Annotated in this window: 12 protein-coding genes, 1 tRNA gene and 1 pseudogene; 13 read left to right on the top strand and 1 reads right to left on the bottom strand. The window is 68.6% G+C overall.

All coding sequences use genetic code 11. The features are described 5' to 3' along the window. The first annotated feature begins 32 nt into the window (after positions 1 to 32). The 10 genes and pseudogenes from I004_RS33055 to I004_RS0108850 all read left to right on the top strand — a co-directional run. Positions 33 to 6,665, top strand: coding sequence for an amino acid adenylation domain-containing protein (locus I004_RS33055; RefSeq protein ID WP_486579866.1), 6,633 nt, complete (start codon positions 33 to 35; stop codon positions 6,663 to 6,665). 56 nt (positions 6,666 to 6,721) lie between these two features. Then, positions 6,722 to 7,999: an enterochelin esterase gene (fes, locus tag I004_RS0108890; protein WP_078510950.1), complete on the top strand. Its 1,278-nt coding sequence runs from the start codon at positions 6,722 to 6,724 to the stop codon at positions 7,997 to 7,999. A 91-nt stretch (positions 8,000 to 8,090) separates the two neighbouring features. Next, a complete protein-coding gene (leuB, locus tag I004_RS0108885; RefSeq protein ID WP_028435181.1) occupies positions 8,091 to 9,212 on the top strand; it encodes a 3-isopropylmalate dehydrogenase in 1,122 nt (373 codons plus the stop codon). Positions 9,213 to 9,310: 98 nt separating this feature from the next. Further along, on the top strand, positions 9,311 to 10,756 hold the full coding sequence (locus I004_RS0108880) for a pyridoxal phosphate-dependent aminotransferase (RefSeq protein WP_028435180.1): 1,446 nt from the start codon (positions 9,311 to 9,313) through the stop codon (positions 10,754 to 10,756). A gap of 47 nt (positions 10,757 to 10,803) precedes the next feature. Beyond that, positions 10,804 to 12,195: a hypothetical protein gene (locus I004_RS0108875; RefSeq protein ID WP_028435179.1), complete on the top strand. Its 1,392-nt coding sequence runs from the start codon at positions 10,804 to 10,806 to the stop codon at positions 12,193 to 12,195. Between the two features lie 40 nt (positions 12,196 to 12,235). Further along, complete coding sequence (gene leuC, locus I004_RS0108870; protein WP_028435178.1) at positions 12,236 to 13,639, top strand: 3-isopropylmalate dehydratase large subunit; 1,404 nt, start codon at positions 12,236 to 12,238, stop codon at positions 13,637 to 13,639. 16 nt (positions 13,640 to 13,655) lie between these two features. Then, positions 13,656 to 14,267 (top strand): 3-isopropylmalate dehydratase small subunit, encoded by a 612-nt coding sequence (gene leuD / locus I004_RS0108865; protein ID WP_028435177.1) that lies wholly within the window; start codon positions 13,656 to 13,658, stop codon positions 14,265 to 14,267. Positions 14,268 to 14,349: 82 nt separating this feature from the next. After that, the gene (locus tag I004_RS0108860; RefSeq protein ID WP_028435176.1) at positions 14,350 to 14,565 is read left to right on the top strand and encodes an MbtH family NRPS accessory protein; all 216 of its coding nucleotides are present in this window, start codon (positions 14,350 to 14,352) and stop codon (positions 14,563 to 14,565) included. A gap of 72 nt (positions 14,566 to 14,637) precedes the next feature. Further along, complete coding sequence (locus I004_RS0108855; RefSeq protein ID WP_028435175.1) at positions 14,638 to 14,976, top strand: hypothetical protein; 339 nt, start codon at positions 14,638 to 14,640, stop codon at positions 14,974 to 14,976. Between the two features lie 324 nt (positions 14,977 to 15,300). Continuing rightward, positions 15,301 to 15,576, top strand: a pseudogene (locus tag I004_RS0108850) (alpha-isopropylmalate synthase regulatory domain-containing protein); the annotation flags it as partial. 123 nt (positions 15,577 to 15,699) lie between these two features. On the opposite strand, the gene I004_RS0108845 reads toward I004_RS0108850, so the two are convergent. Continuing rightward, positions 15,700 to 15,772: transfer RNA gene (locus I004_RS0108845), tRNA-Arg, on the bottom strand. A 338-nt stretch (positions 15,773 to 16,110) separates the two neighbouring features. Between I004_RS0108845 and I004_RS33050 the strand changes: the two genes are divergently transcribed. The 3 genes from I004_RS33050 (at position 16,111) to I004_RS0108830 (ending at position 20,935) form a co-directional block, all read left to right on the top strand. After that, positions 16,111 to 17,862, top strand: a complete 1,752-nt coding sequence (locus I004_RS33050) for a dynamin family protein (RefSeq protein ID WP_486579865.1) — start codon at positions 16,111 to 16,113, stop codon at positions 17,860 to 17,862. 491 nt (positions 17,863 to 18,353) lie between these two features. Further along, a complete protein-coding gene (locus I004_RS33045) occupies positions 18,354 to 20,246 on the top strand; it encodes a GTPase (RefSeq protein WP_486579874.1) in 1,893 nt (630 codons plus the stop codon). 206 nt (positions 20,247 to 20,452) lie between these two features. Beyond that, a complete protein-coding gene (locus I004_RS0108830) occupies positions 20,453 to 20,935 on the top strand; it encodes a single-stranded DNA-binding protein (RefSeq protein ID WP_028435173.1) in 483 nt (160 codons plus the stop codon). The last annotated feature ends 40 nt before the right edge of the window (positions 20,936 to 20,975 follow it).

Here is a 20,975-nt window from a genome sequence, read left to right as displayed (position 1 = left end):
AGCGTCCGTATCTGATCGACATCGTCAGCCGGGTGCAGGACGGGCGTCTGCACATGGAGTGGACCTACAGCGAGGCCGCTCACCGGGAGGAGACGGTCCAGGAGGTCGCCGAGCACACCCTGGAGGTGCTGCGTCGGCTTGCGGCAGAGGCCAAGCGCCCAGAGGTGGTGGGCTTCACCCCTTCCGACCTTCCGCTGAGTGGTCTGTCGCAGACGCAGATCAACGACCTTGTCGGCCGGTTGCGTTCGCTGCCGGAGTGGCAGTCCGGGTCGCTGCCGCGTCCGCTGGAGGACTGCTATCCGCAGACTCCGATCCAGCAGGGCCTGTGGTTCCAGAGCCAGTACGCGCAGGGCGAGGGCATCTACCACGTCCAGCTGATTCTGCGGATCGACCAGGACCTGGACGTCGACGCCTTCCGGCAGAGCTGGGCGCAGGTGATGCGCCGCCATCCGATCATGCGCACCAGTTTCTGGGCGACGGAGGACAGCGAACCGCTCCAGCTGGTCTGGGCCGATCTTCCCGTCCCACTTCAGATGGAGGACTGGCGGGGCGACAGCGCGGAGGAGCAGCAACAGCGCCTGGACGCCCACCTCGAGCAGGACCGCCGACGGGGCTTCGCCCCCCACGACATCCCGCAGTGGCGGATGCTTCTGGCCCGTACCGCCGATGAGAGCTACCAGCTCGTCTGGAGCGCTCACCACGCGATCCTCGACGGCTGGAGCATCAGCCTCATCCTGAACGACGCCGTCCAGTGGTACGGCGCGCTCACGCAGGGCCGGCACATCGAGCTGCTGCCCACCCGGCCCTACCGCGACTACGTGTCCTGGCTCGAACGCCAGGACATGGAACAGGCCGAGAGCTACTGGCGCGAGGCTCTGCAAGGAGTCGAAGAGGCCACCCCGCTGGCCGCGGGGAAGCGTCCGGAGACCGAGAGCGACACCTCCGCGGAACCGGCCCCGCAGGCGAGGACGAACTTCTTCCTCAGCCAGGCCGAGACCACCGAGATCCAGAACTTCGCGCAGCAGCACCGGCTCACCCTCAACACCGTCCTGCAGGGTTGCTGGGCGCTGCTGCTGGGGCGCTACGCCGGCACGGACGACGTCGTCTTCGGCACGGTGACCTCAGGACGCCCGTCCGAGGTCGAAGGCGTGGAGCGCATGGTCGGCCTGTTCATCAACACCCTGCCCCTGCGAGTGCGACTGCCCGAGCACAGTTCCTCGCTCGAATGGCTCCAGGGTCTGCAGGAACAGAACACGCAGATGCGCCAGTTCGACTACAGCCCGCTGAGCTACGTGCAGCGGTGGAGTGAACTGCCCGCCGGCGCCCCGCTGTTCGAAAGCCTCTTCGTCTTCGAGAACTACCCCGAGGACGAAAACACCGAAGCAGCACTGCAGTTCACCGAGATGAGCTCGCAGGAACAGACGCACTACCCGCTCAACATCGTGATCACGGTGGGCGAGCGCCTCGGCGTCAACGTCTTCTACGACACCCGCTGGTTCGATGAGGGCACGGTGGAGGCCGTCTTCGGACACATGCGGCAGATCTGCCGCGAGCTGGCCGCCTCGCCGCGGAAGCCCCTCGCGCAGATCACCATGCTCTCCGACGTCGAGCGCACCCGGATCCTCGACGAGTGGAGTACCGAAACCACGTCGGACATCGACCACACCTATATGCACGAACTCGTCGCCGCTCAGGCGCGGTTGACGCCCGACTCCGTCGCGGTGGTCCACGAGGACGGGCAGCTCACGTACGCACAGCTCGACACCCGCTCCAACCAGCTCGCGCACTGGCTGAAGGCCCACGGCGTCGGACCCGAGGTCCTGGTGGGCCTGTGCCTGGAGCGTTCGCTGGAGGGCATCGTCGGCCTGCTCGGCATCCTCAAGGCGGGCGGGGCGTACGTCCCGGTCGACCCGCGCTACCCCCTCGACCGGATGACGTACGTCGTCGAGGACGCGGGGATGCACCTGTTCCTCACGCAGTCGCACCTGCTGGAGAAGCTGCCGGGCGGAGACCTGCGGACCCTCTGCCTGGACTCCGAGTGGTCCTCCGTCGCCTCCCAGCCGACCGAGGCACCGTCGACGACCCTCACACCGGAGAACCTCGCCTACATCATCTACACCTCGGGGTCGACCGGAAAGCCGAAGGGCGTGATGGTCGCGCACCGCTGCATCCATCACGTGGTGCCGTGGATCCGCAAGAACGCGTGCTTCGACAAGCGCCAGAACGTACTTCAGGTCGCATCGCTGAGCTTCGACTTCTCCGTCTGGGAGATCCTCCTGCCCCTCGTGACGGGCGGCACACTCCACATCCCGAGCAGCGGCACGCGCATGATCGGTACCGATCTGCACGACATACTGGCCGAACGAGCCATCGAGAGCCTGAACTTCACGCCGGGCGCGCTGGCCACCCTGCCGACGGACTCCCTGCCGCATCTGCGCCACCTCGTCGTCGGCGGCGAGGCCTACTCCGCGGACCTGATCCGGACCTGGGCACCCGGCCGCGTGTTCTTCAACGTGTACGGGCCGACCGAGACGACGATCTTCGCCTCCGGAACGCACACCGACGAGAACCTCGACACCATCCACATCGGCCGCCCGATCACCAACGTCCGGCTCCATGTACTCGACGCCTACATGCAGCCCGTTCCCGTGGGCGTCCCCGGCGAGCTCTACATAGGCGGCGTCGGCGTCACCCGTGGTTACATGAACCGCCCCGAGCTCACCGCCGAGTACTTCGTCGCGGACCCGTTCAGCGGCGAGCCCGGAAGCCGCCTCTACAAGAGCGGGGACCTCGTCCGGTATCTCCCGGACGGCAACATCGAGTTCGTCCGGCGCATCGACAACCAGGTGAAGATCCGCGGCTTCAGGATCGAGCTCGGCGAGATCGAATCGGTGCTCGACCAGCATGCGCTGGTCCACAGCTGCGCCGTGCTCGCCCAGCCGGACGGCTCGACCAAGCGACTGGTCGCCTACGTGGCCCTCAACAAGGAGACCGCGGACGTGACCGACGTCCTCCGGGCCCACCTGAAGGAACAACTGCCGTCGTACATGGTCCCGTCGGCCTTCGTCTACATGGACGAGCTGCCCCTCAACAGCAACGGCAAGCTCAACCGCCGGGTGCTCCCGATGCCCGAGGAGAGCTCTGTGCCGGCGCTCTCCGAGAGCGCGCTTCCGCGGACGAGGACCGAGGCCCTGCTGGCCACGATCCTCGAGGAGGTGCTGGACCGCCGCGCCATCGGCGTCCACGAGGACTTCTTCACCCTCGGCGGGCACTCGCTGCTCGCGGTGAAGGTCGTGGCCCGCGTCCAGCAGACGTTCGGAGCCGATCTGCCGGTCCGTGTCCTGTTCGAGCAGCCGACGGTCGCCCAGATCGCCGTCGAACTGGACGCTCTGCTGCGGGAACAGGACCCGCAGGACGCCATCCCCCTGGTTCCCGTGTCACGCGACGAGCCCATTCCCGCGACGTTCGACCAGCAGCGGCTCTGGTACATGGACCGCCTGCACCCGGACAGCGCCCTGTACACCGTGGGCTGGCTGCTCCACCGGCACTCCGACGTCGACCCGGCGCGGCTGAGGAAGGCGCTCGGAGTGCTGATCGCGCGTCACGAGACGCTGCGGACCACGTTCCGGGAGGACCGGGGACGGGTGTGGCAGACCATCGCCGGGACCGGGACCGTCGTTCTCGCGGAGGCCGACCTGTCGGCCGAGCCTGCCGACCGGCAGCCGGAGGCGGTCAAGGCCCTCACACGCGAACTGTGGACCCGTACCTTCGACCTCGCCGAAGGCCCGCTGTTCCGCACGCTGCTCGTCCAACTCTCCGACAGTGAGGCGCTCCTCGCGTTCAGCGCGCACCACGCGATCTTCGACGGCTTCTCCGTGCGGATCCTCAACGAGGAGCTGCTGCGGATCTACGACGCCCTCGCGACCGGCGACTCGGAGCTGCCGGCCCCGCTGGCCGTCCAGTACGCCGACTACGCGGTGTGGCAGCAGCAGTGGCTCCAGGAGGAACGACTGCGGCCGCACCTGGCGTACTGGAAGGAGCAGCTGGCGGACGCACCCGCGCTGATCTCGCTGCCCACCGACCACGCACGCCCGGCGGTGCAGAACTACCAGGGCGCGAACCACACGTCCTCCGTGCCGCCGGAGCTCGTCGAGCAGCTCAAGAAGGTGAGCGGCGAGAACCGGACGACGGACTTCATCACGGTGCTGAGCGCGTTCGCCGTCCTGCTCTCGCACTACAGCGGACAGGACAAGGTGGTCATCGGCATCCCGGTCGCCAACCGCAGCCGGGTCGAGACCGAGCCGCTGATCGGATTCCTCGTCAACACCGTGGCGCTGTGCGTGGATCTGGAGGGCGACCCCACCTTCGCGGAGGTGCTCCAGCAGGTCCGGTGGAAGCTCCTGGAGGCGCAGAGCCACCAGGAGGTGCCGTTCGACCGCATCGTCGAGGAGCTCAAGCCGGAGCGCAGCCTCAGCTACAACCCCGTCTTCCAGGTGATGTTCACCGGCCTGGACAAGCTCTTCGAGGACGCGCCCGAGGAGCAGGCGCAGCCGTCGTGGATCCACGACGTCACGGAATCGGGCATCGGCGTCGCCAAGTTCGACCTGGGCCTGAGCATCCAGCGGCGCGACGGGGAGCTGCGGTTCAACTTCGAGTACAGCACCAACCTCTTCGAGCAGGAGACGATCGCCGGACTGGGCGAGCACCTGCGGATCCTCACCGAGGAGGCGCTCTCGGCACCGCAGACGCCCGTCAAGCGGCTTCCGATGCTGCCGGCCGGCGAGCGGACGGAGATCCTGAAGGCGCGCAACGCCACGTACGACGAGGAGGCCCTGCGGCCCGCGTGCCTGCACCGGCTCTTCGAGGAGCAGGTGCGCCGGACACCCGACCGCGTCGCGCTGTCCTACGAGGACCAGCAGCTCACCTACGCCGAGCTGGACGGGCGCGCCAACCGCCTGGCACGGACCCTGCGCGCTCAGGGAGTCGGCGCCGAGAGCCGGGTCGGCATCTGCATGCGCCGTTCGATCGACCTCGTCACCGGCCTCTACGCGATCCTCAAGGCCGGCGGTGCCTACGTGCCGCTGGACCCGGACTACCCGCCGGAGCGGCTGAAGTTCATGGCCGAGGACGCCCAGGTGCAACTCGCCCTGGTGCAGCCGGGCACCAAGGACGTTGCCGACCTGCTGTCCGGGCAGGGCATCGAGCTCATCGAGCTCGGCGGTCACGACACCTCCTGGCTCGATGCGAGCCCCGAGCCCGTCGACGCGGAGGTGAGCGCGGACAACCTGGCCTACGTGATCTACACCTCGGGCTCGACCGGCAGGCCCAAGGGCGCGATGCTCTCGCACCGCGGCATCTGCAACCGCCTGCTGTGGATGCAGGACGCCTACGGGCTCCAGGAGCACGACCGCGTCCTGCAGAAGACCCCGTACAGCTTCGACGTGTCGGTCTGGGAGTTCTTCTGGCCGCTCATCGCCGGTGCGCAACTCCATGTCGCGCGTCCCGAGGGCCACCGCGACCCGGCTTATCTGGCCGAGCTGATCGAGCAACAGGGCATCGGCGTCCTGCACTTCGTCCCGTCGATGCTGCAGACGTTCCTGCAGCAGCAGACCGTGGGCCGGCGATGCCAGGGCCTCCGGCACGTGGTGTGCAGCGGTGAAGCCCTTCCGCTCGAGGTCCAGGAGCAGTTCCTCCGGACCCTGCCGGACACACGGCTGCACAACCTCTACGGGCCGACGGAGGCATCGGTCGACGTCAGCTTCTGGGAATGCGGGGACATCCCGGGCGCCACCACCGTCCCCATCGGCACTCCGGTGGCGAACACGCAGCTGTACATCCTGAACGACGCGATGTCGCCCGTGCCCGACGGCGTCATCGGCGAACTGTTCATCGGCGGTGTCCAGTTGGCGCGCGGCTATCTGGGACGCCCCGACCTGACGGCCGAGCGCTTCGTGGCGAACCCCTTCGGCCCGGGCCGGCTCTACGCGACGGGTGACCTGGCCAGGTACCGGGCCGACGGCGTCATCGAATACGCGGGACGCAAGGACCACCAGATCAAGATCCGGGGCTACCGCATCGAGATCGAGGAGATCGAGGCCGTACTGGCCGATCACCCGGCCGTCCGGTCCTGCCTGGTCGTCGTGCACGAGGCCACACCCGCCGACAAGCGGCTCACCGCGTTCCTCACGACGAAGCCCGGCCAGGAGGCGGCGCAGGACGACCTTCGGTCGCATCTCCTCGAACGGCTCCCGGAATACATGGTGCCCGCGTACTTCGTGACGCTGGACGAGTTCCCCCTGACCTCCAACGGCAAGGTGGACCGGAAGGCGCTGCCGGCGCTGTCGGACGTCATTCAGCAGGCGCAGGCCGGCGAAAGTTACGTCGCACCCGGAACCGAGACCGAGAAGGTCCTCGCGGAACTCTGGGCGAGCCTCCTCGAAGTGGAACGGGTGGGTATCCACGACGACTTCTTCAACCTCGGCGGCCACTCACTCCTTGTGGCGTCCATGGCGACGGAGGTCCAGGACAGGTGGGGCATCGCGCTGATGCTTCCCACGGTCTTCCAGAACCGGACGATCGAAGCACTCGCGCAGGTCATCGACCAGAGCGTCGAGGAGGGCGACAGCGAAGAGCCGGACGCGGACGAGCTGTTCGATCTGCTCTGAGCATCACCACGCGTCACTCACCGCCAACCCACCTGCAAGGGACAAGGAGAACAACGATGTTCGCTCCGGAGACATCCATCGTGAGTCCCCGAATAGCCCGAGTGGCACAGGCCGTCGAGGCCGGGAACCACGACGCCCTCGACGAGCTGTGGAAAGAGGTCGCGGAGTCCGGTGCACCGCTGATGGAACAGGTCGGGGACGACGAGTCCCAGACGCTGGTCACCTTCCTGTGGCGGGATCCGGGCGACACCGAGAACGTCCTGGTGCTCTTCTTCAGCGCACCGAGCAACGAGGACTTCAGTGAATACCGGATGGAGAACCTTCCGGGCACCGATCTCTGGTACAAGTCCTACTTCCTGCCCTCGGACCTGCGGACGACCTACCTGTTCTCGGTCAACGACCCGATGGTGCCGTTCACGTCCTACGCGGAGGTCCTCGGGCGCCTCCCGGCCTACCGGACCGACCCGTTGAACCCGGCCGACTACACGCTCCTGGGCAATCCGAACACGTTCAAGGTGTCGGTGCTCGAGCTGCCCGGTGCTCCGAAGCAGCCGTGGAACATCGCCCGCCGCGGGGTGCCGAGGGGCAAGACCCACATGCACTCCATGGACAGCTCGATCCTGGGGACCAAGCACCACATCAGCGTGTACGTACCGCCCGGCTATGACGCCGCGTGCGAGGAGTACAACGTGTTCCTCCTCTTCGACGGGTGGTCGTACTACAACTTCGCGTCCATCACGACCGTCATGGACAACCTCGTCTACACCGGCCGGATCCCTCCGTACGTGCTGGTCATGCACACCAACGAGGACCAGGACATCCGTGCCCGCGAACTGCCCTGTCACCAGCCTTTCAACGAATTCCTGGTCCAGGAGCTGATGCCCTGGCTCCACGAGAATTACCACATCACCTCGGACCCGGCGCGCACCGTTCTCGGCGGCTCCTGCTTCGGCGGCCTTGCGGCGGCGTATTCGGCGTTCAAGTCGCCCGAGCGGTTCGGCAACGTGATTTCACAGTCGGGCTCGTTCTGGTGGCCGGGGAAGGACAACCCCGACTTCGAAGACGAGTGGATGACGAAGCAGTACGCGGAAAGTCCCAAGCTTCCCGTCCGCTTCTCCATGGATATCGGGAGCCTGGAGCGGGCCATCATGGAATACGACCCGATGACGACGCACCGGAACATGCGTGACGTCCTCCAGGAAAAGGGTTACGAGGTCGACTACTTCGAATACACCGGCGGACACGACATGGTCTGCTGGCGCGGCTCCATCGTCGACCGGCTCATTTCCTTCCACCCGAAGCCCAAGGGCTCGGCTCCCAAGAAGCAGGCGTGATGCCCGGCCATCGGCTCGGAACCGCCGGCTCCGCGACGTCCGGCGACGAATGCGCACTCGAAACCGCAACAGTCCGAAAGGTATTGACCCGATGAGCAATGCCACGATCACTGTGCTGCCGGGAGACGGCGTCGGGCCGGAGGTGACGTCGCAGGCGCTCCAGGTCCTGCGTGCCGTGGAGGACCTGTACGACCACACCTTCACGGTCCACCGCGGGCTGGTCGGCCTGGACGCGATCGAGGAGGAAGGAGTCGCGATCTCGGACGCCACGTTCGAGACGTGTGCGCAGAGCGACGCCATACTCTTCGGCGCCGTCGGCGGCCTGCCCGCCGCAGCGAAGCGCGCGGGTGGCCCCCGCCCGGAGCAGGCTCTCTTCCGCCTGCGCAAGGAATTCGGGTTCTTCGCCAACCTCCGGCCCGTCCGGCCCGTCGAGGCGATGTACGAGGCGTCTCCGCTGAAGCCCGAGTACCTCAAGGGCACGGACATGATCTTCGTACGGGAGCTGTCGGCCGGCCTCTACTACGGGCACTTGGACTCGGTGCCCGGCAAGCCCAGCGAGATCCGCCGCACCGGGCAGGAGGCGGAGGCCGTCGACACCCTGCTGTACACGGAGCAGGAGATCGAACGCGTCGTGCGTGCCGCCTTCGAGATCGCCGCCGACCGCCGGAGGAAGGTCACATCGGTCGACAAGGCCAACGTGCTGAGCTCCTCCGTCCTGTGGCGGGAGATCGTGGAGCGCGTGGCACGGGACCACCCGACCGTGACCTGGGAGCACATGCTCGTCGACGCCTGCGCCATGCAACTGATCCGGAATCCCGCGGACTTCGACGTCGTCGTCACGGAGAACCTGTTCGGCGACATCCTCACCGACGAGGCGTCGATGCTCACGGGCTCCATCGGGATGCTGCCGTCGGCGAGCCTCGGGGTCCGGCGCACCGAGGCCGGGATGTTCGGGCTGTACGAGCCGATTCACGGCTCGGCCCCGGACATCGTCGGCCAGGACAAGGCCAACCCCGTCGGTGCCGTTCTCTCCGCGGCGCTCCTCCTGCGCCATTCCCTCGGACTGGCACGGGAGGCCTCGGCCGTCGAAGCGGCCGTCGAGGACGTGCTCCGCGAGGGCTACCGGACCGTGGACATCCACGAAGGGGGATGCACGGTCGTCGGAACCAGCGAGATGGGACAGCGGATCCGGCACAAGCTGACGCGGTCGTGACCCACCCCGGCCGGCTCGTCCCTCCGGGACGAAGCGGTCACCGAACCCCCGTTCAAGTGCGCGCCGTTCGCGAATCCGTAGCTGGAGGTCTTCCACTGATGATGCTGCAGAGTTCCTCCCCCGGGGCCGGGGGAGCCCTCGAAGAGCAGCGCCTGCTCGTCCGGCGGGCCCGCAAGGAAATCCTTCAACGCCACCGAGGCCGCCTGGGGACCGGTGCGGAGCCGCCCATCAGGGTCATGGCGCGGATCGTCCAGGACCTCGAACGGGAATGCGCGGAGCGCGACTTCACCCCGGAGGCCATCCGGCTGGAGATCGTCAACCGGACCATCGGTGACGTGAATCTGCGCCTCGTCACCGAGTGCGAAGGGGAAGAGGGAGGTCCCGAGGATTTCCGGATGCTGGGCGACGAGCTCGGCATCGCCCTGCCGGGAGAGGACCTCAACGGATATGCCGCGTCGGGTGAGGGCTACCACTGGCTCAGGGCGCGGATGCTGGACGCGGAACGGGAACTCCTCGCCGCCGGCTACGACCCGCGCGTCTACGACATCCACGGTGTGGGCAATCCGGTCCTGCGCGGCCGGCTCGCCGAGGAGATGCAGCAGTGGGGGCTGTCGGTCTCCGCACAGCACGTGGCCCTGGGGCTGGGTGCGACGGACTGCATCGACAAGGTCCTCCGAGGTCTCGCGCACCTTGCCGGACTGCGCTCCCAGCCTCCCGGCGCGGTCCTGTTCGCCGCTCCCGGATTCAACATGCCGGAACTCCAGGCCGCCTCCTACGGATACCGGCTGCATTCGGTCCACACCCGGGCCGAGGACGGTTTCAAGCTGACCGGCCCGCTGCTCGCCCAGCACCTCGAAGAGAACCAGGACATCAACGTCGTCTACCTGACGGTGACGAACAACCCGACCACGTTCGCGTATTCGCCCGGCGAACTCGCCGCCATGCAGGACGTGTTACGGCGGTTCGCACAGCAAGGGCGACACGTGTACGTCCTCGCGGACCTGGCGTACGTCGGCACGGGCCGGCCCGAGGAGGACCGGGCGCGCATGCGGGGCCTCACGTCGGCCGCCGACGTGGCCGGCCAGATGATCTATGTGAGCAGTTTCTCCAAGACGCACACGCTGACCGGGGAGAGATTCGGCTGGGTCGTTTTCGGCGACACGGAATTCGCCCGGAACATGGGATCCAGCTGGACGAACAGCGTGGGTTCACTTCCCGGGGAATGGCAGCTGCGTTTCATGGCCTACCACGACCTCTTCCGGGAGAATCCCCGGTTGATCGAAAAGATCCGCGAGTTCTACCGGCTGCGTCGTTCCCGGCTGCGGCAGCAGCTGGAGCGATTCGACAAGGAGCATCAACTCTTTGAGCACATCTATCTCGACGACGACGCGACCATTTACAACTGGAGCAGGCTCAGGGCGGGTGAGGACTGCTTCTCCGTCCTTGAGAAGACCGGCCTTGCCGGCATTCCCGGCTCCACCTTCGGTTATTCCGACGACTACATCCGCTTTTCGGTCGGCATCCTTCCCGTCGTCATGGACTGACGTACGCCCCTGCCGCCGAGTGATCGCTTTTCCGACAAGGAGAGATCATGCTGAAGGAAACACCCAGGTCCGAAGACGCCGGGAAGCCGGCGACGAACTGCGCCGATGTCCCGACGAACTTCAACTGGAACAGTGAGGAGAGCCCCCTCTCCCCGCTGCCGGTGAACATGCCCGGTGAGCCGGCCGCTTCTCGGACCGCCGGAACGGAGATTCTCTCGGAATGTCTGAGGGACGGGCTCCAGGGCATATCCGGCTATCCGTCGGTGGACAAGATGATGCAGTACCTGCACATGCTCGACGACTTCGGCATCAAGTACGCCACCGTCGGCATCTACCCCGGCAACGCCGACACGCTCAACGCGACGATGAAGCAGCTTCTCGTGCGGATGCGTGACGAGGTTCCCTCGATCGTTCCGTCCGTGCTCTCCATGTGCACCGAGGACTCCCTCAAGTGGACCGTCGAGTGCAAGGAGATCCACCCGGCCCTCGAGTCCCTCGTGTTCATGGGCAGCGCTCCGTCGCGGAGGCTCGCCCAGGGCTGGGACATGGACTTCATCCTGGACAAGCTGGACACGTTCATCAGGAAGACCGTGGAGATGGGCATCCCCGTCATCGCGGGGACCGAGCACACGACTCAGACCTCCCCCGAGGACGTACGTGCCATCGTCCGCACGCAGGTCGAGAGCGGCGCGTACTGCATCGCCCTGGCGGACACCATCGGAATCATCCGGCCGCTCGGCACCTACCGCCTCGTGCGCTTCGTCCGCGACGAGCTCGAAGCCCTGGGCGCGTCCGAGGTGAAGCTGGACTGGCACGGCCACCGCGACACCGGGAACGCGCTGAGCAACGCGATGATGGCGACCGCGGCCGGGATCGACCGCATCCACGTCGTCTCACGCGGCGTCGGCGAGCGTTCCGGCAACGCCTCCCTGGAAGAGGTCGTGCTGAACCTCGCCGCGATCGAGGCAGAGGCAGGTCTTCCCGTCCGGTGGGAGATGCGGCAGCTGCTCCAACTGATCACGTTCTACGAGGAGATGGTCGGCGTCGCGACGCCGGAGCACGGAGTGCTCGGGCAGCGCTACAGCCACACGTCCTCGGGAATCCACACGGACGCCATCCTCAAGGCCTACGGCCTGGCCGACAGGGCCCGGGAGGCGAAGGACTTCGCGCTGGAGCGCCGGCTGCGCGAGATGGCCCGCACCGTGTACTCGGCCGTCGACCCGGCCACCGTCGGCGGCACCCAGTCCGTGGGCGTCAGCCCCTGGAGCGGCCAGAGCGCCGTGAGGCTCGCCTATATGAACAGTGGGCGCGACCCCCGGCAGCTCTCGCCGGAAACCGTGGAGAGGGTCCTCGCCCGTGCGAATGAGCTGGGCCGCGAACTGACTCCGGATGAGCTGGAAGAGAGCTACGCGGAGGCGTACGCACCCCATGGAGCCTGAGCTCCCCCGACGACCACAGGCACGCTTGGAGAGACCTTCGATGCCCCGAACGATGTTCGAAAAGATCTGGGACGCGCACGTCGTGCGTGACGAGCCCGGAGAGGTGCCGATGCTCTACATCGACCGGCATCTCACGCACGAGGCGACGTCGCCGCAGGCCTTCGCCGGACTGAGGGCGAGGAAACTTCCGGTCCACCGTCCCGACTCCGTCGTCGCCGTGATCGACCACAACGTCCCGACGGTTCCGGGCCGCAGGCTCATCGACGTCGTGGACGACCAGAGCGTCATGTGCATCGAGACGATGGAGGAGAACGCCCGGGACTTCGGCGTGAAGCTCCTCGACATGAACGACGCGGACCAAGGAATCGTCCACGTCGTGGGGCCGGAACTCGGCCTGTCGCTCCCCGGCATGACGGTCGTGTGCGGTGACTCCCACACGTCGACGCACGGTGCCCTCGGCATCTTCGCGGTGGGTATCGGAACCAGCGAGGTGGAGCACGTACTGGCCACCCAGTGCCTGCTCCAGCAGAAGCCCAGGACGATGAACATCGTGGTCGACGGAGTGCTGGCGCCCGGCGTGACCGCGAAGGACATCGCTCTGGCGGTGATCCGCAAGCTCGGCACCGACGTCGGTACGCACCACGTCATCGAGTTCAGCGGTTCCGCCGTCCGCTCCCTCACGATCGAGGGGCGCATGACGCTGTGCAACATGGCGATCGAGGCCGGAGCGAGGGCGGGCATGGTCGCGCCCGACGACGTCACGATCGAGTACGTGCGAGGGCGGCGTTTCGCGCCCTCGGGCGAGCTCTTCGAACTCGCGGTATCGCAGTGGAAGCAGCTCGCCAGCGATCCGGGTGCCTGCTTCGACGCGGAACACCACCTGGACGTCGGCACGTTGGTCCCGCAGGTCACCTGGGGCACCAACCCCGGCATGGTCGCCGACGTCACCGGGGCGGTTCCGGACCCGGCCGCCGAGAGCGACCCTGCGACCCGCGCCGGGCTCGAACAGGCCCTGGAGTACATGGGGCTTGAGCCCGGGCAGCGCATCCAGGACGTCGGTGTCGACACGGTCTTCATCGGGTCCTGCACCAACTCGCGGCTGGAGGACCTTCGCATCGCGGCCGGATTCGCCGCCGGGAAGCGGGTGGCGGAAGGCGTGCGCGCCATCGTCGTCCCCGGCTCGATGAACGTCCGCCGTCAGGCCGAGGAGGAAGGGCTGGCGGACATCTTCCGCGAGGCGGGCTTCGAGTGGCGTGAGGCCGGCTGCAGCATGTGCATCGCCATGAACGGCGACCGCCTCGCGCCCGGCGAGCGATGCGCATCCACCAGCAACCGCAATTTCGAGGGGCGCCAGGGACGCGGAGGACGGACCCATCTCGTCAGCCCCGGCACGGCGGCCGCAACGGCTGTCGCCGGTCGCTTCGCCGACGTTCGTGACCTGTAGAGAAAGGACCTCCTCCGTGGAGAAGTTCATCACGCATGACGGCATAGCCGTGCCGCTGGCGCGTACCAACGTGAACACGGACGACATCATTCCCGCCCGCTTTCTCAAGTCGGTTCGCCGCACGGGCTTCGGAATATCCCTGTTCGCCAACTGGCGTTATCTGGAGGACGGGAGCACGCCCGATCCGAACTTCGTGCTGAACCAGCCGGGTTACGAGGACGCGAGCATTCTGGTGGCCGGGGAGAACTTCGGCTGCGGCTCCTCGCGCGAACACGCGCCGTGGGCGCTGAGGGAGTACGGATTCCGCTGCATCATCGCCCCCGGCTTCGCGGACATCTTCCACAACAACTGCTTCAACAGCAGCATCCTCCCCATCGTGCTGGCCTCTTCCGAGGTCGACGCGCTCCTCGGCTCGCTGGAGCCCGGCGCGTCCACGCTGCACATCGACCTCCCGGAGCAGTCGGTGACGACCGGGGACGGATCCACCTTCCGCTTCGAGATCGACCCCTTCAAGAAGAACTCGGTCATGGAGGGCCTCGACAACATCGGATGGTCGCTGTCGCACAAGGACGAAATCCTCGCCTACGAAAAGCGCCGCAGGCAGGAGGTCCCTTGGCTCTTTCCCTAGCACCGCGGACCTGCCCGTCCATCAGGACGGCGCGACGAGACCCGGCAAGAACCCACCTGAGAACAGAAGTTGGAGATCAGCAATGGAGAGCAGCGAGATGAAGGTCCTCATCAACGACGAGGAGCAGTACTCCCTTTGGCCGGGCTACCTCGCCATTCCTGCGGGCTGGCGGGACACCGGAGTCGGCGGCACGAAGGAGGAGTGCCTCGTCTACGTGAAGGAGTCCTGGAGGGACATGCGCCCCCGGAGCCTGCGCGTGCAGATGGAGGAGTCGGCGGGCGAGGTCGCCCACGCCTGACCGGCCCGCCGGGTCCGTCACCCGCGAATGATCACTCGTCAGAAGCCTGCAGCAGTTACGGAGGAACCATCCATGGACGAGCTCGTCGAACGTCTCTCGGCCGAGGGGCAGAACGTCGTTGTCGGCGGCCCTTCCCCCTCCGCGGGGGAGTTCCAGCAGCGCATCACGGAGAGGGGCTACGTCTTCATCAAGTTCCCTGATTCCCGCGGGGGTACGGACCTCGGCGTGCGCGTCGACGAGGACGCGACCGACGTCAGCAAGGCGGACTTCGCCAACGCCACCGGAAGCGTGCACATCGAGGGAACGCTGACGCTGAACTACGTGAAGGTCCGCTGCGTCGCCGACATCGAGCTGTCGTCACTCAGCGGGCAAGGCCATCTGGTGGCGCTCGACGAGGTGTTCGCCGAGTAACCGCCGTTCGTCCCCGGGGCGTTGAGCCCCGTGTGCCGGGCCCTTACGAGACCCGCCGGTTACGCCGCTGCCCGAACCCAGCGGGAGGCGGGTCCTCGTGCGGCCGGACGACGGATCGCATCCCCGTCCGCCGCCCGCAGGACCCGCCTGGCGTTCCACCGAGCGTGCGACGCCTGGCAGCAGCCCCGGCGGAGATCTGGGAGATCTTCCAGCACGCGTACCTGCCCACCCCCGAGAGTGCCTGGGGCCGCATGGCACCCGACGCGGTCGAGGTCGCCACCTTCGGCGAGGACGGGGGGCGACGAGGCCACCGCGGTGAAGGCGGAGGTCGTCGTCGGCGGTGAGGCAACGGTGCTGGCCGGCAGCGGCAACGGTCCCTTGGCCGCCTTCATCGACGCCCTGCAGGCCATCGACGTCGACGCGCGGCTCCTGGACCACGTCGAGCACACCATGAGCGAGGGCGCCGGATCGCAGGCCGTGGCGTACATCGAGCGCGTCATCGACGGCAAGATCCTCTGGGGCGTGGGCATCGACGCGAACCTCGTCCGCGCCTCCCTCCAGGCCGTGGTCTCGGCGGTCAACCGCGCCTCCCGGGACTGACGCGGGGAAGCCCGCCCCTTCGGGCGTGGCGACCGCGGATACCTCAAGGCGCTTGGCCTGCGAGCTCTGTGCGGGGGTGCAGACATGGGAAAGACCAGCGTATCCGCTGGTCAGGTGGGGAAGCGCCCCCGGCAGGACTCGAACCTGCGGCCAAGCGCTTAGAAGGCGCCTGCTCTATCCACTGAGCTACGGGGGCCGGTCTCGGTCGCGGAGGTGGGCTTGCCTCCGGGTGACCGTGGCGCGGTCAAGGATAGGGGTCCCCGTGGCTGGCGCTGTCTGCTTCACGTCCGCGACACCTTGTGGAGGTTCAGTGAAGCGCTCCCGATAATCGCAGGCGGGTGCGATTCATGCAGCGGTTTTCGCTGTGAGTCGCACGGGTGTTGCTCAGTCGTTATGGCTGCGCCGGTCGGGACGGGCTTGACCTGTGGGCCACATGGTGCGAATGGCTCTATTCGCGCCCGAAACCGATTGTTTTTGCAGTGCAGAACCGTGGATACACTTCAAAAACTGGCGAAGTTTGGGCATTCTTCGCATGTGGCGATCTTGAACGTACGGCCTGAACTGCTCGACGCACTGTCGGCGCTCCGCGATGGCGTCGCCGCCGCACGCTTTCCGTTGCCGCTCCCCGGAGCAGACCGGGCCGCCCGCTCGCGGGACGAACTCCTCGCCCAGCTCGACGACTACCTCATGCCACGCCTGCGTGCCCCCAAGGCGCCGCTGCTCGCGGTGGTCGGCGGTTCCACGGGCGCCGGGAAGTCGACACTCGTCAACTCGCTTGTGGGGCGCAGGGTCAGCGAGGCGGGCGTGCTCCGCCCCACCACGCGTACACCCGTACTCGTGTGCCATCCCGAGGACGAGCACTGGTTCGCGGGACAGCGCGTGCTGCCCCGCCTCGGCCGCGTATGGATGCCCCGCCAGGACGGGCCCGCCGCCGGGCCCGACGACGATGTGCGGGGCTGCGCTGCCGAAGAACTGCTCGGCACCGACGACGGCATGGACGAGGGGGAGGGCGAGCGCGCACTGCGCATCGAGACCGAAACCGCCCTCCCTCCGGGACTCGCCCTGCTCGACGCCCCCGACATCGACTCCCTCGTCGCCGCCAACCGTGATCTCGCGGCCGAACTGCTCTGCGCCGCCGACATCTGGGTCCTGGTGACGACCGCCGCACGCTACGCGGACGCGGTGCCCTGGCATCTGCTGCGCACGGCGAGGGAGTACGACGTCACGCTCGTCACCGTCCTGGACCGTGTGCCGCACCAGATCGCCTCCGACGTGGCCCGCCAGTACGGGTCGCTGCTGATCCGCGAGGGCCTGGCCGACGTCCCGCGCTTCACCGTTCCCGAACTGCCCGAGTCCGCAGGGGGCTCGGGACTGCTTCCGGCGACCGCCGTCGCCGGTCTGCGGAACTGGCTCACGCAGCGGGCGCTCGACCCGGCGGCGCGTGCGGTGGCCGGGCGCCGCACGGCGGCCGGGGCTCTCGCGTCGCTGCGCTCTCGCGTCGCGTCGCTGGCGAACGCCTCGGCCGCGCAGCACGCCGCGGCGATGCGGCTGACGGGGCACATCGAAGAGGCGTACGAGGAAGCGCGGGTGCGGGTGCGCCGGAACATCGCGGTCGGCGAACTCCTCGCCGGCGACGCGGCCGCGCTCTGGCGCGGATTCCCCGTCGACAGCCGCGCCGAGGAAGTCCTGGACGCCTTCGAGGCGGGGCTGACGACGCTGCTCGCCTCCTCCGTCGCCGCCGCCGACGAGCGCGTGGCCGAAGCATGGCGCCAGGATCCTGCATCGCCCGGCACCGAGATCACGGACATCGCCACCGGACGGGCCGCAGGGAGCACCCGCGCCGGCCAGGACGCCGCCGACGGACGCGGCCGGATGAACCTGCTCGTACGGCGCTGGCGGCGCTGCCTCGAGGAACTGTCCGAGGAGGAAGCGCGCGCCGTGGACCACGGGTTCGGGCGTGACGCGGAGGAGGCCACGGCGATGCTGGCGACGGCCCTCGTGGGCGGAGGCCAGGCCGCCGGCGCGTACCGCGGACTCGCGGCCGCCTTCGGAGAGCCGAGCGCCCGGCGGTTGCGCGAGTGCGGCATCCGGCTCCTTGCGACGTACATCGAGCGGGCGCTCTACGGGGAGCGCGACAGGCGTCTGGCGCCCCTGGACGCGCTCGAGGCCGGACCGGACCCGCAGGTCGATCTGATCGCCGCGCTGTCGGTGCTGCGCAAGGCGGAGGCGGAGGCGCGGTCGGGGCTTGGAGCACGGAAGTTGTCGCAGTCGCAGACGGAGAGGTGACCGCAGTGTCCACAGCGGATGTTCGGACCGACGGCACGTGCGATGAGGGAAAGGCCGCTCCGGCTTCTCACGCCGCCGAGCACGGTCCGGGTCACGGGGCCGAGCAGGCCGTGGAACCCGCGCCGGCTGCCGGCTCCGCCCAGGCAGGCGAGAGCCCCGAGGCCGGGGGCGCGGGCGAGGAGAGCGGCTGGGACGACGGGCTGATCGCCCGCCGGGCCAGTGGGGCGAGGGTTCCCGGGGAACGCCAGGGACGGTCGAGGGCCTCCGCGCTGTGGGGCGCGGACCCGGATCCGGCGCTGTCGGACGAAATGGCGGACGGACGGGGCGCAGCGGGTCGCGGTGGCGACACGGGTGGCGCCGGCCCCCAGGAGCCTTCCCTGAGAGGCAAGTTGCCGGACCAGCCCATGACAGCGTGGCCGATGAGGGACACGCACGCCCACGACGGGTACGACAACCAGGCGTCCGGCGAGCAGAGCGTGCTGGGCCGTCGGATGGCCGCACTGCGGAGACTTGTCGACCTGTCGAGAACGCGGTTGCCCAGGCAGTTGCTCGCGGAGGCCGACCGCGTACTGGACGCCGCCGACGCACGTGAGAGGCTCTCCCGCAGATACACCACCGTCGCGATCGCGGGGGCCACCGGAAGTGGCAAGTCCTCGCTCTTCAACGCGCTCGCCGGAACGCGCCTCTCGCAGGCGAGCATGCGGAGGCCGACCACTGCCACGCCCGTCGCCTGTTCCTGGGAGGTGCCGGGCGCGGGCCCCGCCGACGGGCTCCTGGACCGGCTCGGCATCTCGCCGTCCACTCGTCGTGTGATGCGCCAGGAGTCCGACTGGAGGGGGCGGATCGACGAGGGGGCGCGCAGCGAGCTGGAGGGGCTCATCCTCATCGACCTCCCCGACCACGACTCGGCGGCGGAGGGCCACCGGGAACAGGTGGAGCGGCTGCTGCGGCTCGTCGACGCCGTCGTGTGGGTGGTCGACCCCGAGAAGTACGCGGACGCCGTCCTGCACGAGCGCTACCTGCGTCCTCTCGCCGGATACGCCGAGGTGACGTTCATCGTCCTGAACCAGACGGACCGGCTGCCCGGCGACGCGACGGGTGCCGTCCTCAACGACCTGCGGCGGCTCCTCGACGAGGACGGGATGGCACTGGGCGAGCACGGCGAGCCGGGTGCGCGTGTGCTGGCGACATCGGCACTGGTGGGGGAGGGGACCGACGAACTCCGCACCGAACTGGCCTCCTTCGTGGCCGAACGCCGGGCCGCATCGCTGCGGCTGAGCGCCGACCTGGACGTGGTGGTACAGCGGCTGCGGCCGTCGTACGAGAACCAGGGTCCGGTGACGGGCGTCAACGCACCGACGGGACTCACGGAGGACGTGCGGGAGGCCTTCTCCGACCAACTGGCGCGCGCGGCGGGTGCGGTGGTCGCCGGTCAGTCAGCGGAGCGGGCCTGGCTGCGGAGCGCCGAACGGGCGTGCGGAACCCCGTGGGCGCGGCTGCGCAGCTGGTCCGAAGGGCGCCGGTCCCGCAAGAGGGTCGCGGCGCTGGCGGCGGCCGAGGCGGACGTCGAGGTGGGCCCCGGGGTGGATGACGTCTCCGGCGAGGCCCGGGGTGGCTTGCCGGGTGGCGACGCCTCCGAGGGCGCGGCCGGTCAGGCGCACGGTGACCTGCCCCTCGACATGTCCGGTCAGGTCCCCGGCCGGTACGGCGACGACGAGGACGGTTCGGCTCTTCCCGAGCCCGTTCCGGGCGGCGACGGACGGCCGCGGGTGGCGCGGCCCGTGGTGGCGCACGCGGTGCGCACGGTGGTGGAGCAGGCGGCGGCGGGGCTGCCCGAGACATGGCGCAGGTCCGTACGCGACGCCGCGTGGCGCGGGGCCGCGGGACTGCCGGAGGCGCTGGACGAGATGCTGAGCGAGGGTGCGGAGCCGGACGGACGGAGCTCCGAGGGCGCGGCCGCCGCGAGCCGGAGGTCCGAGTACGCGGAGGCGGCGGCCCCGGAGGCGCGCCGACCGGCGCCGCCCCGCCGCCCCTTCTGGTGGAACCTCGCGCTGGTGGGTCAACTCACCCTGCTGCTGGTCCAGTTGGCTGGGGCGGGGTGCGTGGTCGCTGTGAGCCTCGGGGTGGACCTCGTCGCGCATTGGGTGGGCGTGGTGCTCGTCGTCGGCGGTGTGCTCGGCGGTTCGCTCCTTTCGTGGGGATGCAGATTCGCCGCCCGTGGGCCCGCGGCCGAGCACGGGCGGCGTGAGGAGTGGCGGCTGAGGCGACTCGTCACGGGGTGCGGGCAGGTGCACGTGCTGGAACCGGTGGCCGCGGAGCTGCTGCGCTACCGGGAGGTGCGCGAGCAGTACGTCATCGCGGCGGGTGACGGCGCGACGCTGTAGCGGGTGCTGGGGGCGACGGGCCGTCCCCAGCTCCTTGAACCCCTCTTGCGGGTGGTGCCGTTGTCCACAACTCTTCGGTACTCCCCTGCTCAGAGCGGCATTTCCGTGATCGGTGCAAGCTGGATCCACTCCGGCCGGACGAGCGCCGGGGAGGACCAGACTGCCGGGCCGCCAGGCCGGTGCGGAAGGCGCGGAAGAGGGGGCGTATGAACGAGACGCATGTGACGGTCGTGGGGAACGTCGCGACACGGGTCGAGTTCAGGACGACGGCGTCCGGGGTGCCGCTGGCCCGGTTCAGGCTCGCCAGCACGGTACGGCGCTTCGACCCGCAGGAGCGCGTATGGTCCGACGCCGGCACGAGCTTCTACACCGTCTGGGCCCGCCGGGGGCTCGCGGAGAACGTGGCTTCCTCAGTGATGGTCGGTGAACCGGTCATCGTGACCGGCCAGTTCCGCATCCAGGAGTCCGCTCGCGACGGGCAGCACTATGTCTCCGCAGAGCTCTCCGCCTCGTCCGTCGGGCACGATCTCTCGCGCGGCACATCGGCCTTCGTACGCGTCTCACCGGGACGGCGCGGTCTCACGGGGAGTGGCCGGGGCGACGGCGGCGAAGAGTCCCTGCCCGGCCTTCCGGAGCCCGCCGCGGACGTAGCGGATTCCAATGTTCCAGGTCAGTCGGCCGGGCCTTGATCGTCCCGGTCCGCCGGATTCGCTGATAACGATTATGAGT

The organism is Streptomyces sp. TAA486 (assembly GCF_000426165.1).
Note: the sequence above shows the minus strand (reverse complement) of the source record. Positions and strands in the feature narration are given on the sequence as shown.